13 protein-coding genes are annotated in these 15,206 nt (G+C 62.2%); 4 read left to right on the forward strand and 9 right to left on the reverse strand.

The annotated features are described in order from the left end of the window. Window positions 1-273: 273 nt before the first annotated feature. Window positions 274-1,266, reverse strand: a complete 993-nt coding sequence (locus DWU99_RS11495) for an aldo/keto reductase (RefSeq protein WP_115478208.1) — start codon at window positions 1,264-1,266, stop codon at window positions 274-276. A 105-nt stretch (window positions 1,267-1,371) separates the two neighbouring features. On the opposite strand from DWU99_RS11495, the gene DWU99_RS11500 reads away from it, so the two are divergent. After that, window positions 1,372-2,271 (forward strand): LysR family transcriptional regulator, encoded by a 900-nt coding sequence (locus DWU99_RS11500; RefSeq protein WP_115478209.1) that lies wholly within the window; start codon window positions 1,372-1,374, stop codon window positions 2,269-2,271. 912 nt (window positions 2,272-3,183) lie between these two features. Here DWU99_RS11500 and DWU99_RS11505 read toward each other — a convergent pair. Beyond that, window positions 3,184-3,933 carry a glutathione S-transferase family protein gene (locus DWU99_RS11505; protein ID WP_115478210.1) on the reverse strand — a complete coding sequence of 250 codons (750 nt, stop codon included), beginning with the start codon at window positions 3,931-3,933 and terminating at the stop codon, window positions 3,184-3,186. Window positions 3,934-3,945: 12 nt separating this feature from the next. After that, window positions 3,946-4,332: an acyl-CoA thioesterase gene (locus tag DWU99_RS11510; protein ID WP_115478211.1), complete on the reverse strand. Its 387-nt coding sequence runs from the start codon at window positions 4,330-4,332 to the stop codon at window positions 3,946-3,948. A gap of 173 nt (window positions 4,333-4,505) precedes the next feature. Between DWU99_RS11510 and DWU99_RS11515 the strand changes: the two genes are divergently transcribed. Both DWU99_RS11515 and DWU99_RS11520 read left to right on the forward strand, forming a co-directional pair. Then, complete coding sequence (locus DWU99_RS11515; RefSeq protein ID WP_115478212.1) at window positions 4,506-6,854, forward strand: S9 family peptidase; 2,349 nt, start codon at window positions 4,506-4,508, stop codon at window positions 6,852-6,854. An 8-nt stretch (window positions 6,855-6,862) separates the two neighbouring features. After that, complete coding sequence (locus tag DWU99_RS11520; protein WP_115478213.1) at window positions 6,863-7,834, forward strand: hypothetical protein; 972 nt, start codon at window positions 6,863-6,865, stop codon at window positions 7,832-7,834. A 12-nt stretch (window positions 7,835-7,846) separates the two neighbouring features. On the opposite strand, the gene DWU99_RS11525 is transcribed toward DWU99_RS11520, so the two are convergent. The 4 genes from DWU99_RS11525 to DWU99_RS11540 form a co-directional block, all read right to left on the reverse strand. Then, window positions 7,847-9,061 (reverse strand): ABC transporter permease, encoded by a 1,215-nt coding sequence (locus DWU99_RS11525; protein WP_115478214.1) that lies wholly within the window; start codon window positions 9,059-9,061, stop codon window positions 7,847-7,849. A 9-nt stretch (window positions 9,062-9,070) separates the two neighbouring features. Continuing rightward, the gene (locus DWU99_RS11530; RefSeq protein WP_115478215.1) at window positions 9,071-10,372 is read right to left on the reverse strand and encodes an ABC transporter permease; all 1,302 of its coding nucleotides are present in this window, start codon (window positions 10,370-10,372) and stop codon (window positions 9,071-9,073) included. A 145-nt stretch (window positions 10,373-10,517) separates the two neighbouring features. After that, on the reverse strand, window positions 10,518-12,509 hold the full coding sequence (locus DWU99_RS21340; RefSeq protein ID WP_115478216.1) for a M56 family metallopeptidase: 1,992 nt from the start codon (window positions 12,507-12,509) through the stop codon (window positions 10,518-10,520). Between the two features lies 1 nt (window position 12,510). Continuing rightward, window positions 12,511-12,897 (reverse strand): BlaI/MecI/CopY family transcriptional regulator, encoded by a 387-nt coding sequence (locus DWU99_RS11540; RefSeq protein ID WP_115478217.1) that lies wholly within the window; start codon window positions 12,895-12,897, stop codon window positions 12,511-12,513. A gap of 214 nt (window positions 12,898-13,111) precedes the next feature. Here DWU99_RS11540 and DWU99_RS11545 point away from each other — a divergent pair, with 214 nt between their 5' ends. Further along, entirely contained in the window at window positions 13,112-13,747 is a 636-nt protein-coding gene (locus tag DWU99_RS11545) for a DUF2076 family protein (protein WP_115478218.1), read from the forward strand. 41 nt (window positions 13,748-13,788) lie between these two features. Here the strand turns inward: DWU99_RS11545 and DWU99_RS11550 are convergent, their stop codons facing one another. Continuing rightward, on the reverse strand, window positions 13,789-14,232 hold the full coding sequence (locus DWU99_RS11550; RefSeq protein ID WP_115478219.1) for a GNAT family N-acetyltransferase: 444 nt from the start codon (window positions 14,230-14,232) through the stop codon (window positions 13,789-13,791). 14 nt (window positions 14,233-14,246) lie between these two features. After that, complete coding sequence (locus tag DWU99_RS11555) at window positions 14,247-15,206, reverse strand: ribonucleotide-diphosphate reductase subunit beta (RefSeq protein WP_233511122.1); 960 nt, start codon at window positions 15,204-15,206, stop codon at window positions 14,247-14,249.

Raw genomic sequence — 15,206 nt, forward strand, 5'->3', positions numbered from 1 at the left:
GTCTTTCCAAGCCGTGCGGCGCAGCCTGCGGGCCTTCTGGACATCACCCATCATTAAAATTTCAGCACGTGGGGCCAGCTCTGTTTGTCCGCATGCCTTCCTCGCTCCTCAGAGCAGGGCACATCCATGTGCCCTCCCCGCGTGCGGTCCGTCGTCTCGACAGACGGCCAGTCTGCCTTCGCCGACGGCCCTGTGGCCTGCGAACAAACAGAGCTGGTGACGCCTACGAAGAATGGATCAGAGCATCCCTAACACTTTCCCGGGTGCTGCCGATTACTTATTGATGTGGGCCATGGCGGCCGGCGCGTAGCGCGCACCGGCGACGGCCTCGATCGGGAAGATCTCCGCGATGGAGGCAAGCTCGGCCTTGCTTAGCTCCACATCGAGTGCGCCGAGGTTTTCGTCCAGGCGCGAACGGCGCTTGGTGCCCGGAATCGGCACGATGTCCCGACCCTGCGCCAGCACCCACGCCAGCGCGAGCTGCGCGGGCGAGCAGCCCTTTTCTTCCGCGAGCGCTTCGACCTGCTTCACCAGCTGCAGGTTGCGCGTGAAGTTCTCGCCCTGGAAACGCGGGTTGGTGCGGCGGTAATCGTCGGCGTCGAAATCTTCCGGACGGGTGATCGCGCCCGTGAGAAAGCCGCGGCCCAGCGGCGAATACGCCACCAGCGCGATGCCCAGCTCGCGGCAGAGTGCAAGCGTGTCGTTCTCTTCCGGATCGCGCGTCCATAGCGAATATTCGCTCTGCAACGCGGTGATCGTGTGCACCTTGCTCGCGCGTTCGATGGTCGTTGCCGAAGCTTCCGACATGCCCAGGTAACGCACCTTGCCGGCCGTTACCAGCTCGGCCATCGCGCCGATGGTTTCCTCGATCGGCACGGTCGGATCGACACGATGCTGGTAATACAGATCGATGTGATCCACGCCCAGGCGCTTCAGGCTGTTGTCGCAACTGGCGCGTACGTAATCCGGACGGCCGCTGACGCCGCGGTTCTGCGGATTGGCCGGATCGCGCACGATGCCGAACTTGGTCGCCAGGAACACCTGATCGCGGCGCCCCTTGATGGCCTTGCCGACCAGCTCCTCGTTGGTGAACGGTCCGTACATGTCGGCGGTATCGAGCAGCGTGACGCCGCGATCCAAGGCGTGGTGGATGGTGGCGATCGACTCGGCATCATCCCGCTGTCCGTAGAAATCGCTCATGCCCATGCAACCGAGCCCGAGCGCGGAAACGGTGGGGCCATTCTTGCCGAGTATGCGTGTCTGCATGGTGGGGTCTCGCAGTGGGGAAAGAGTGCGCGCATCTTCGGCTCGTGCGGGGTTTCGATAAATGCTCAATAATGAGCATCACCATTCCATTTGGATCAACAATCCATGGACCGCCTCGATGCCATGCGCCTGTTTGCGCGAATCGTCGAACTGGGCAGCTTCACCGCGGCGGCGGACGACCTGAACCTGCCGCGCGCCACCGTCACCCACGCCATCAAAGGATTGGAAGAGCGACTGCGAACGCAGTTGCTGCAGCGGACCACGCGACGCGTGCGCACCACGCGCGATGGCGAGGCGTACTACAACCATTGCGTACGCCTGCTGGCCGACGTGGATGCGGTCGAAACCGATTTTCGCGAGACCAATGTGCAGCCGCGCGGGCGCTTGCGCATCGATCTGCCGGCGCAGATGGCCAAGCTCTGGTTGATTCCGTCATTGCCGGCTTTTTTTGCGCGCTATCCGCAGATAGAGCTGGATATCGGCACCGGCGATCGCCTCGTCGACTTGCTGCGCGAAGGCGTCGACTGCGTGCTGCGCGTCGGTCAGTTGCCCGATTCCGGATTGGTGGGGCGGCGTGTCGGCACGCTTGAACAAGTCACCGTGGCGAGTGCGGCTTATGTGCGTCGCGAAGGATCGCCGCGCACACTGGCGGATCTGCAGGACGGTCACTACGCGGTGAACTGGGCGTCGCCGACGACACATCGCTCCGAACCGCTGGATTTCATGGTGAAACGCAAGCGGCGCGAGGTGGTATTGCCCGGGCGCGTGACGGTCAGCGGGGTCGAGGCGTATTTGAGTTGTTGCGAGGCGGGTTTGGGCATTGCGCAGTTTCCGCGGTATCGGGCGGCGGAGGGATTGGCGAGTGGGCGGTTGAAGGAGATTTTGCCGGAGACGCCGCCGCCTTCGTTGCCGGTGACGGTGCTTTATTCGGCGCATCGGCAGATGCCGGCTAGGTTGAGGGTGTTTGTGGATTGGTTGGTGGGGGTGATGGCGAAGCAGCTTTGATGTCGCTTGTGCTTTTGCTTCGTTGCTCGCGTCACGTCTCCTGGTCGTCATCCCGGCGTAGGCCGGGATCCAGTGGCGTCGGTTTTTAGTTGTGCGTTGACGCCAGATTGCTCGCCTACGCGGCGGGCGTTCCGACCGCCTGCCGGCGGCCGGGTCACTTTTCTTTGCTTGCCCAAAGAAAAGTAACCCAAAGAAAGGGCAGCCCCGAGTACCCGCTTTGCGGGCTTTGCCCGCAAAGTGCGCGGAGGGATTACGGGGTTTTTCGACAGCACATCCTGTGCTGACGAAAAACGAGCCGGCATCCATGCCGGCTCCCCTACGGGCTGATCCTCCATCCCTCCGCCGGGTCCAAGGGGCCCCAAGGTCAAGAGCAGGAGCTAGAGCCAGAGCAGCGCGCGATGTGCGCCCTCGATGCCGGCGCGTAGCGCCGGAAAGAGCGGGTGTGTCGTTGCATGCCGCTCTTTGCTCTTTTGCACGGGCTCTAGGGTTTTAGCTCTTTTTAAAAGTGCGCGCTGCGCGCGCCCCGGGCCCCGTAGGCGGTGAGTGAGCTGGGGACGAAAAGGCCCGCAGGGGGATCGGCAGGGATGCCGATCCCTTTTCGCCAGGGCAGGAGCCCTGTCGAAAAGCCCGGCCCCAGCTCACGCCTCGGAGGGCGTAGCCCGGAGAGCACCGGCTCCGGGGTGCCCTTCTCTTTGGTTATCTTTCTCTTGGGCAAGCAAGAGAAAGTGACTCGGCCGTCGGCAGACGGTCGAAACGCCCGCCGCGTAGGCGAGCCATCTGGCGAAAACACACCAGCACAGCCAAAAACCAAAGTCACTGGGTCCCGGCTTCCGCCGGGACGACGAGCGTGATGCATTGCGCGAGCAGTGAGGCGACTAGGCGCGGACCAAAACCATGGAACAACAATAAAAATCAGCCCCGCGGAAACCCATAACGCGGCACCCCACACCCCATCGTCCACTCCGTAAGCGGCGCCCCCGCCGCCACCAACGCCTCACGCTGCTGCGCCAAAGGCAACCGCAACATGCTGTCCTCCAACCGCGCCAACTTCTGAAACGAAGGCAACGCAAGCATCCGCTGCACAAGCGCCGCCACACGCGGCCACTTCTCGGCATCCACCGCATAACGCACAAACGACGCGGTACGGAAATAACAGGCAAGGCTGATATCCGCGATCGACAGTTCACCGAAAACAAAGCCGTCCACCGGCAACTGCGTCTCCAGATAATCGAGCGCGGAAGGAATATCCACCTCGCGCGCTTTCTGCACCACGGCCTCGTCTGTCGTCTCGCCAAACACATGCCGACGAATCGCCAGCTGATAAAACAGCCGCCATATCAGCACATCCGCCAGCCGCGTATCGGCAAACTCTTCCAGCCAGCGCGCTTTCGCGCGTTTGACGATATCGACCGGATAAAGCGAGGGCGTCGGATATTTGTCTTCCAGGTACTGGCAAATCACCGACGAATCGTTGAGCACAAGATCGCCATCGATCAGCACCGGCACCCGCCGCAATGGACTCAGGCGTGTGAATTCGTCATTGCCGATAAAGGGCGCGATCGGGTCGATCGCGTAATCGATTCCCTTCAGGTCCAGGCATACCAACACCTTGCGGACGTAGGGCGAGACGTAATTGCCAATGACGGTCAGTGTGCTCGACATGGGCGATATTCCTCAGGCAGAAGGCAATGATGGCACCGACGTGGGCGAACCGTTGGAATCCAGCGCGATCATCACGAAGCGGCCGGTGGTGCATACGCGGCGATCGCCGGTAAGCGGATCTTCGGCAGTCATCTCCACTTCCACCTGCATCGAGCTGCGCCCGGTGCCGACGATGCGCGCCACCAGTTCCACCAGCTGACCGTTGCGCACCGGCACGCGAAAGTTCACTTCTTCCGAGCGCGCCGTGACCACGATGCGCCTCGCGTGGCGCGAAGCGACGATGAAGGCCGCCTTGTCCATCCACGCCAGCGCCTGGCCGCCGAACAGCGTGCCGAGATGATTGGTGTGATCGGGGAAAACCATTTCCAGCAGGCGGGCTTCGGGCAGCGTAGGGCTCATGGGTTGCGGGGTGTGGGAGGGGAGCGCACACAATACGGCGTGGCCTGTCCGGGCGCCATCGTGCCAAGTACCTTTGGCAGGGGTCGGGGTGTGCGGCGGGCATTACGATGAAGGGTGGTGACAGTGTTGGGGTGGCCGCATCCGCGGCCGTTCGTTTTTCAAGGGGAGTAAGCATGCATTCGAAGATCGGCATGTCGCGCCTGTACGGCGCTCTGGTGTGCGGGCTGTTGGCCGCCACCTCGTATGCGGGCAACGCCGCGGCCCAAGGCCGTACGCTGACGGCGCAGGATTATGCGCAGGCCGAGCGTTACATGGTCTACAACACGCGGCCGCTGGTGGACCATGACGTCGGCAAAGTGCACTGGCTGGACGATGCGCACTTCTGGTATCTCGACCACGATGCATCCGGCGATCATTACAAGCAGATGGATGCGAGCAATGGCAACGTCTCGCCGCTGCTCGATCAGGCGAAACTCGCCGCGGCATTGAGCAAGGCCACCGGCAAGCCCGTGAAGGCCGACAAGCTCGAGATCACCGATTTCCGCGTGGCGGCCGATGGCCGCGACGACATCGAAGTGCACGGTACGCACTACCTGTGCGACTTCAAGGGTGCCGGTCATTGCGTGGACAAGAGCACGGTCGTGAAAACCGGCAAGGAGCCGGGCGTGCTTTCACCGGACCGCAAGCAGGAAGCGTTCATCCGCGACTGGAACCTGTGGGTGCGCGATGTCGCCACCGGCAAGGAAACCCAGCTCACCACCGATGGCGTCGAGAACTTCGGCTACGCCACCGACAACGCCGGCTGGAAACACACCGACAACGCCATCCTGGAGTGGTCGCCCGATTCCAAGCAGATCGCGACCTTCCAGCAGGATCAGCGCAAGGACGGCGACATGTATCTGGTGACGACGAAGCTCGGTCACCCCGAGTTGCAGTCGTGGAAGTATCCGCTGGCCGGCGACAAGAACGTCACGATGATCGAGCGCGTGATCATCGACGTGCCCGGCCACAAGGTCGTGCGCCTGAAGATGGAGCCCGACGAGCATCGCTCCTCGCTGTGCGACGACATTAGCTGCGGCGAAGACGGCGGCTGGGATGACGTGAAGTGGGCGCCGGACGGCAACACGCTCGCGTTCGTCTCGACCTCGCGCGATCACAAGCACGAAACCTTCCGCATCGCCGATGCGAAAACCGGCGAAGTGCGCACCGTGTTCCACGAAGACGTGCCCACGTATTACGAAAGCGGCAACGGCGCGGTGAACTGGCGCTATCTGCCGGGCACGAACGAAGCCATGTGGTTCAGCGAGCGCAACAACTGGGGCAATCTGTATCTCTACGATCTCGCCGACGGCAAGCTCAAGCATGCCATCACCACGGGCGACGGCAACGTCACCGAAGTGCTTAAGGTGGATGCGAAGACGCGCACGGTGTGGTTCCGCGGCGTGGGCCGCACGCAGGGCGTCAATCCGTACTATCAGCAGTTCTGGAAGGTAAGCCTGGACGGTGGCGAGCCCGTGCTGCTGTCGCCGGAGCCGGCCGATCACACCGTCACGATGTCCGACGACGGCAAATACTTCGTCGACAGCTATTCGACCACCGACAAGCCGCCCGTCACCGTGCTGCGCGATGCGAACGACGGCCACACGGTGGCGACCGTGGCCAAGGCGGACATTTCGCGCCTGCTTGCCACGGGCTGGCAGCCGCCGCAACAGATCATCGTGAAGGCGCGCGACGGCAAGACCGATCTGTACGGCTTGATGTTCAAGCCCACGCATTTCGATCCGAGCAAGAAGTATCCGGTGATCGATTACATCTACCCGGGTCCGCAGACCGGTTCGGTGTACACCTACGGCTTTGCGCCGGCGCAGGCCGATCATCAGTCGCTGGCCGAGCTGGGCTTCATCGTCGTCGCCATCGACGGCATGGGTACGCCGTGGCGCTCCAAGTCGTTCCACGATGCGTGGTTCGGCAACATGGGCGACAACACGCTGCCCGACCAGGTGACTGCCATCAAGCAGCTCGGGCAGCGTTATCCGTGGATCGATCTGGATCGTGTAGGCATCTGGGGACACTCCGGCGGCGGCAACGCCACGGCGGACGCGATGTTCAGCTACCCGGACTTCTTCAAGGTCGGCTGGGCCGAAAGCGGCAACCACGAAAACCGCGAGTACGAGGACGACTGGGCGGAGAAGTGGCAGGGTCTGCTGGTCACCAACAAGGACGGTACGACCAACTACGACAATCAGGCCAACGAGAACATCGCCAAGAACCTCAAGGGACGCCTGATGCTGGTGCACGGCTCGATCGACGACAACGTGCCGCCCTACAACACCTTGCTGGTGATCGATGCGCTGATCAAGGCCAACAAGAACTTCGACATGCTGTTGATCCCGAACGTGCATCACGGTTACGCCGCGGCGACGCCGTATGCGACGCGTCGTCGCTGGGATTACTTCGTGACGTATCTGGCCGGCGACACACCGCCGACGGAATATCAGCTCAAGGCCTGGCCCTGGCGCTGAGGCAAGCGATGCGAGCAGCAGCAAGCGCAACGTGTCTGCTGCTGCTCGCGGCATGCCTGCCGGTGGTTTGCGCGGCATCGTCGCCGGATATCACGGCATCGTTCGCCGCTTTCTGGCAGGCCGCGCAAGGACAACCCTTTGCGAAGCAGGAACAGCTTTGGGATGGCGAGATCGAGGCGCCGCGTCGCGATCTCTATGCATCCGTCGTGTGGGAAGAGCAGGATCATCCGGATTGGCAGGCGCGCAAGCAGCGGTTCCTGCAGGCGCGTTTCGCCGAATATCCGAGGATCGCCTCGGATATTCCGGCCGAGTCGCGTGCGTTGCAGAAAGCCGTCGATACGCACTACCCAGACTTCCGCCGCCTGTTTCCCGATGCTGCCGAGCATCCGCCGATAGCGTTCGTGCTTGCGCCCAATTTCGATGCCAAGAGCGGCGTACTGCCCGATGGGTCGCTGGTGCTGGCCTTTGCGGTCGACTCGCTGTTGCTGGAGCAGGCGAATCTCGACATCGTCGTGCCGCACGAATCGTTTCATGTCTATCACGCCATGCACGCCGGCATTCGCAACGACGGCGTGATGCCGGGCGTGGCGCTCACGCTGCCCTTGTTCGAGGAAGGGCTCGCCACGTACGTGAGCGGAGAACTTTCGCCGGGACATACGGATGGCGAGCTGTTGTTGCAGGACGATCTCGGAGCGATAGCCAAGAGTCGCCTGCCCGCCATCGCTTCGCGCTTTCTGACCGACGCGCGCAGCAAGGCGATCGATCCCGAGCACCCGGAAATCTTCAAGCGCTGGTTCAACGCCGCCGCATCGCCTTATCAGCAGGATCTGCCCAACAGGTCGGGTTACTGGCTGGGATTGCAGGTGATTCGTCATCTGCGCAAGACATACGCCTTGACGCAGATCGTGAGCTGGTCGCCCGCGCAAGCCGATGCGCGCGTCATGACGGCGCTGGCGCAGATCATCCACGGGCACGAATGATGTCGTGTGTTTTCAGGCGGAGCGGGTTGCGACCAAGGGCGGGACGGCCGCCGCGCGCAACGCAGGGCCGAGCACGGCCAGCTGGCCAAGGAGCCATAGTGCGACAGCGCTGAAAGCCACATAGGACACGGGCAATCGTGGTTGTTCGTAATGCGTCATCAGCAGCACATTCAGCGCATACGCCAAAAGCGAGCCGAGCACGATGCCGGTCGTGACGATAAGAAAGTTTTCCGTCTGGAAATAGCGCAGGATGTCGTGACGCGTGGCACCCACAGCGCGACGGATACCGATGGATCGCTTGCGCTGCTGCACCCAGAAACTGGCGAGGCCGGCAATGCCGAGTGCGGTGACGAACAGCAGTCCGGCGGCCGCCATGATCAGCAAGCCGATCATGGTGCGGTTGCGATGAAAGTAGTCGGCGCGCAGCTGCGTGAACGTCTGTGCATGACGAAGAATGCGGTTGCCGTATACGCGGTTCAATACTTCGGGCATTTCCTTCAGTACGCGGTCGCGGTTCTCCGGCGAGGTGCGAAGCACGTAGGTGACATCATTCCCATCCGGCAGCATGGGTAACAGCGTCGCGTACTCGCCTTCGTCGCCGTCATGCGTATGCGGGCGAATAAGGTGATCCACGATGCCAACGATACGTACGGGTTTTTCGTCGGGGTAGATCGATTTGCCGAGCGGATCCTGCCCGGGAAAGAGTTGATTGCCCAGTGCGCGGGTGATGATCGTGACAGGGACGCGATCGATGCCCGCCCAGTCGTGCGCGGTATCCAACGGCACGTATTCGGCCGGCAGGAAATCGCGACCTTCGACGAGATGCAGTCCGAGTGTCGCCAGTTCGCCGGGCGTGCCATTGAAGGCTGTCGCGGCGGCACGGGCAGGGCCGTCCTGCACGAGGGCGATGCCGTTGCTCCAATCGTTGAGATTGAACGGCAGCGCATCGACGGCGGCGGCGGACTTCACGCCGGTTATCGCACGCAGCGCGGCGAGGTCGGTGTCATGGCGTACGAGTTGCGGGGCGCTGCCGTCGAGATCGGTGCTTTCGATCGACACCAGTTCGTTTTCGGCCACGCCGCTGGGAAGGTGTAGCTGCGTCGCGCGATGCACGATCATGAAAGCGACATTGCAAACAATGGCGCACGTCAGGCTTACCTGCAGAACAAGAAGCCACGCGGTGAGCTTGTGGCGGGTGAGGCTGGCGACGATAGGTGGCAACGGCATGATATGGCCTCACTGGGTCTTGAGTTGCAAGGCAGGCGTGACGTTGCACGCGCGCCAGGCGGGCAGCAGTCCGGCGAGCAGGCTGGCCACGACAGCGAGTGCGAATGTTTCCAGCAACATCGCCATATCCATTTGCGCCAGCTGCGCGTAGCCATCCGGCCGCTGCCGCACGCTCCAGAGGCCGAGCTCTGCGATGACCAGGCCCAGAACGCCGCCGGCCAGGCCGATGACCGACGATTCGATGCCCAACTGCATAAAGATGTCGCGTCGCCGCGCGCCCAACGCGCGACGCACACTGATCTCGCCAGTTCGACGCAGAAACTTGGCAAGCAGCAGGCCGACGATGTTGACCATGCATACGAAGAGAAAACCCAGTGCCAGCCAGAGCTGCAGGCGCAGGTCTTCGGGAATGACGTGCTGGACGGTCAGCCAGTCGAGCAATCCGTAAAGCTGCGGATTGACCGGGCGCGGAAAACGGCCATGCGCCTGTTGGTCGTGCCAATAATCGGCGAGAAAATGGCGATAGGCGTACGCGTTGACGGGGTTGTCGAGTTGAACCCAGAACTGCAGCCAGGCGCAGTGATCGCTGGTGCGTGCATCGCCGCCGCTGCCCCAGCACGTCATGCGTCCATTGAAGTCGAGTTTCAGTTCCTGCGCGGTTTCCAGCGGCAGGAAAAACTGATCGCCACGGCCAAATGCGCGATCGTCGATCTGCGCGTAGAACGTCGGTTGGGGACGCCAGTCGTCCAGCACGCCGATGACCCGGAAATCCGTATTCTTCAGCCGCACCGTTTTCCCGATACTGGGCGCGGTGCCGAACAGCTTGCGGTTGAGCTCCGCATTGAGTACGACGACACGTGCGCGTTCGGCATCATTCTGCGCTGTCCAGCCGCCACCGGCGTGGAAGGGCGTGCCGAACATCAGGAAGAAATCGGCGGTGACGTAGTGCCCGAATTCGAAAAACGGATGCAGCGCGTTCTCTGTCGGCCGAACAGGCAAGGCACCGGCTGCCATTGCGGCTTGTCGATCTGCGCGAGCGGCATGCAGCAAGTACATCGCGTCCGGCCAGGTCATGTTGCCGTCCGGTGTCGTATCTTTGGGCTTGATGCCGCTTACCGGACGCGGGTCAATCAAAGGTACAAACAGTTGCGCACTGCGTCCCGGTAGCGGGTCGCCGGACATCACATGTAACACCGTGATCATGGTCATGCTGGCGCCAATGCCCAATCCGATGGCGAGAATCATCAGCGCTGTCATGACCCGGTTGCGTTTCAGGCTGTAGAGCGCCAACACAAAGTAATAGCCAAGCATCGATAGTCTCCGCGAAACGAAGGTGCAGCAATCCGTGCTGCCCGGCGGCGTGGGCAGTGCGAGGTTCTTTGGGTGATGGTGTGGCGCCGTGCGGTTGTCTGCGAGATGTCAACCGGCAGTCAACCGCACAGCGGGCGGTGCCATCTCAACGATTCGCTGGTTCGGCGAGGCCTTTGGACACCGCATCGTTCAGCACTTTGTCGAGTTGCCGATCGACTTGTTCGGATGTTGCTTTCTGTTGCGCCTGCATGGCTGCTTCGCGCTTGGACAGATCAGCTTCCTGTTTCGCCAGATCGGCCGCAGCCCGGTCGAGCATCGTATGCTCGCGTGCTATTTCCGCCTGTTCCATATCCAGGCCGCGGAGCTGGCCTTGCAGGCTCGCTTCTTGCGCGGCCTCTTCCTGGGCTGTGGCATTGGCCTGCATGGCAGCGCGTTGCGATTCGAGCTCTGCACGACGACTTTCCAGTTCGGCCTGACGGCTCGCGAGCGCGCCTTGACGTGCAGCCAATCCGCTCTGCTGGCCTGCCAGCGCCCCCTGCTTCCCTGCAAGCTCGCCTTGCGCACGTGCCAGCTGATTGGCGGGCTCATAGACTTTCCGCGCCTGCCGGATCACGTTCGCATCGTGAATCACATAAGCTTCTTCGCCGCGCCGGTACCACAGCAAAGGCTGGTCTTTACGGCTCAAGCGATGCATCGCGGCAATGTCTTCGTCGCTGCCATTGACGATCACGGATTCACCGTCATACATCGCGATGCCACGGCTTGCGTGAGGCTCGGTATCGATGTCCAGGAAGCGAGCGTTGAAGCCCAGATTGTGTTCGTAGGGTGGAGCAGGTGGTGCCGGAGGAGCTGGAGGAGCAGGCGGTGAAGCGGGCGCGGGCGGTGCTGCTGGCACCGGTGGTACAGGCGGTATCGCGAGTGAAGCATGTCGCGCTGACGAAGGCTTTGCGAGCGCTGCCGGCATGGGGTGAGCCGCCGGAATAGCGGATGCGGCCGGAGCAGGTGACGAAGATGTCCTTGGTGCAGGCGAAATGGCCGGTGCCGGGGCAGGCGATACGCTGCTGTCGTCGGTCGTTTGTGTTTCGACGATGACGTGTTCCGAACTGGTCGCGGTGACGCGATAAGGAAGAACGCCTGCCAGCGCAATGGCAGCCACCAGCAGCCACCCGCGCGTCCGCGGCGTATCGTTTACGCTTTGCTGCAACATGATCAGCCGCCTCTTCAGACTCAAAAACGTGGAAGACGCGCCAGCCAGGCTGGAGTGCACGGGACTTGCCACGCCGAGGCGCAGCAACAGGTGGCCGTAACGTTGCGGCGTGGCGCGATGGCGCTGAAGTACTTGTGCATCGCAAGCGGCTTCTCGGTAGATCCCGTACTCGCGCATCGCCCATTTCACGAGCGGATGGAAAAAGAACAGGCGCTGCGCAATGGCGGGCACCCAGCCCAGCCATAGATCGCCGCGACGAACGTGCGCGAGTTCGTGAGCCATCGCCATCGCGAGTTCTTCGGGGGACAGCATGTCTTCAGCAGGCAGCAGCACGATGGGACGCCATAGGCCGGTGACCTGCGGCGATATGATCGCGTCCGACCTGCGCAGCTGCGGAACACGGCGCAATGCCAACGTACGCGCTTGCTGTGCGCACAACGTCCGCAACGTGGCGTCTTGCACGGGTTTGGCATGCTTGCGCAGCGAACGGCTCTCCCACCATTCCCGGGCGGCGAAAAGACATTGCAACAACACGCCCAGCAGCCATGATGCGACGATGGCTTCGGACCACGACCACGTGTGGGTGGTGGCGTCGGACACTTGAGAAGCGTTCTGCTCTAACGAGGCAACGGGTGCAGCGGCAGATACCGTGTTCGTGACGGCAGGTGTTTGCGTGATCGCTACGCGGGTCGTTATCGCAGCGGGCTGCATCGCAGGCTTCAGCCAATGCAGTTCCACTGGAGTGCTTACGGTGATGCCGAGCACCAGCTGCAAACCGACCAGCCACCACAGCATGCAACGCATCGCGGCTGAAAGTCGTGGCATGTAGCGCATCAGTAGCCACAGTGCGCCGATCAGAAGCGTTGCCTGCGCTGCAGTCCATGCAAGGCGCACGAACAGCGTATCGATGATGTTGGCGAACATATCCATCTCAACTCTCCTTGCGCCGCGACTGCAGTTGCGCCACCAAGGCTTCGAGTTCGGCCAGTTCGCTGTCGCTGACCTCGGCTTTTTCGGACATCCATGCGACAAACGGCGAGAGCGATCCGGATAACGTCTTTTCGACGAATTGCCCCACCGCATTGCTCATCACTTCGTTCGGGCCAGTCGCCGTGCTGTAGCGATAGATGCCTTGGACATGGCGTCGCTTCAGATAGGACTTGGCGCGCAGGCGCTCCATCATGGTGAGGACCGTGGAGCGGGCCAGGCCGCGCTCCTCGCCGTAATCGGCGGCCACTTCGCCCACCGAGACGTTCTCGTGCTCGGCCAGGTAGTGCAGGAGGGCAAGTTCCTGGTCGCCGATGGATGGCTTGCTCATGGGGGTCGACTTCCTTGACTACAGGTGTAGTCAAGCTACGCCATGACTACACCTGTAGTCAATAGGCCGCCGGGCAACCGAATATGAACGCAATCCGGCCCCGCATGGCGGCGGGCGTAGCGCGAAGGTCACCCCTTGAGGTCACATAAGGCGTGCATACTTTCTTCGATGCCTGCATCGTGCCGGCGCCCCTAAGCAGTCCAACGGATACCCCATGACTCCCCAGGAACAACTTCTTCTCGATGATTTCCTTCAGCGCCTGGCCGCCGTCAACGGCGTGGCCAAGGACGCGCAAGCCGATGCGCTGATCCGTCAGCGTCTGGCGGGTCAGCCCGATGCGCTTTACCTGCTGGTGCAGCGGAGCCTCTTGCAGCAGCACGCGCTCGATGCCGCGAAGGCGCAGATCGCGCAGTTGCAGGCTCAGCTGGGTCAACAGCAGGGCGGCGGCAGCTTCCTTGGCGGTCAATCGGCCTGGGGCAACACGCCTCCGCCGATGCCGCAGGCGCCGCAACAAGCAGCCCCGACATGGCGTGAGCGCCTGTTCGGCGGCGGCGCGGCCGCCGCGCCGCAAAGCGCCGCGCCGAGCTTCCTGCAGAGCGCCGCGACCACGGCCGCGGGCGTCGCAGGCGGCATGTTCCTGTTTGATGGCATCGAAAGCCTGCTCGGCGGCCATCACGGCGGCGGCTTCTTCGGCGGTCAGCCGGAAGTGATCGAAAACGTCACCGAGAACAATTTCTTCGACGATGGCAACCGCGACGGCTTCGGCGGCGGCAATCAGGATTTCTCGTCGACGGATTTCAACGACGACAACTTCAGCGGCGGGGTCGACGACGACAGCAGCTGGACGTAACGGATACAGCCGCGCATGTCCGATGGGCGTGCGCGGTCGTCTCAGTCATCATCGCCGACCGACAGCTCTTTAGTGAAGGTGAAGCGACGATTACCGGGCGGATCGCAGGGAATCGATCCTAGTTCGCGCCAACCATGTCGACGATAAAACTCCGGCGCCTGGAATGCATGGGTGTGCAGCAGGCCGACTCGGCAGCCGCGGCGCGAGCCTTCCTGCTCGGCCATCTTCAACAACTTGCTCCCAACGCCGGCGCCACGCAGGGCTTCTGGTAGAAAGAGCATGTCCACGAAGAGCAGCCCGCGCGATGTGCGACCGGTAACGCCGCCTATAACCTGCTGCGAGTCGGGATCTTTGACCCATATGGCCAGCGGTCGCTGGTCGTCGATACCGGTGGCCGTGGCGTTGAAGTGATCCAGGCCGGCACGAACGACGGCCAGGTCCGCGGGGTCGGGCTGGTCCGTGATATCGATAATCGGTGTTTGCATGGCCTTGATGATGATCAGAACGCCATGTCGAATGCTACCTCACCGCCCACGCCCACCTGATAGGCCGACACGCGGCGTTCGAAGAAGTTGGTGACTTCCTGCACGTCCTGCAGATCCATGAAGTCGAAGGGATTCTTCGAGCCGTATTTCTTCGGCAAGTCGAGTTGCGTCAGGCGTTGATCGGCGCAGTATTCCAGATACTGACGCATGTCCTTCACCGACAGGCCGGCTACGCCGCCGGAAAGCACGTCTTCCGCGAACTGCGTTTCGCAGGCGATGGCTTCTTCCAGCATCGTCTCTACTTGCATGCGCATCTCTTCATCGAAGAGTTCGGGTTCCTGCGCACGCACGGTGCGCACGACGTCGAAGGCGAAAGCCATGTGGCCCGATTCGTCGCGGAACACCCAGTTGGTGCCCGAAGCCAGCCCATGCAGGAGGCCGCGCGAGCGCAGGAAATATACGTACGCAAACGCCGCAAAGAAGAACAGGCCCTCGATGCACGCCGCGAAGCAGATCAGGTTGAGCAGGAACTGCCGGCGCTGTTCGCGCGTTTCCAGGCGCTGCAAATTCTGGATGGAGTCGATCCACTTGAAGCAGAACGCGCCTTTCTGACGGATCGACGGGATGTTCTCGATGGCGGCGAACGCCTTGTTGCGCTCGTTCGGATCGGGAATGTAGGTGTCCAGCAACGTGAGATAGAACTGCACATGCAGCGCCTCTTCGTACAGCTGGCGCGAAAGATACATGCGCGCTTCGGGCGCATTGATGTGCTGGTACAGGTTGAGCACCAGGTTGTTCGCCACGATCGTGTCGCCGGTGGCGAAGAAGGCGACCAGGCGATGAATGAGGTGGCGATCCGCATCGGTCATCTTCGACTTGAGGTCGGTGACGTCCAGCGAAAAATCCACTTCCTCCACCGTCCAGGTGTTCTTGATCGCGTTGCGATACATCTCGTAGAACTCGGGGTAGCGCAT

Origin of the sequence: Dyella psychrodurans (assembly GCF_003363265.1) — a bacterium.
GTDB lineage: Bacteria > Pseudomonadota > Gammaproteobacteria > Xanthomonadales > Rhodanobacteraceae > Dyella_B > Dyella_B psychrodurans.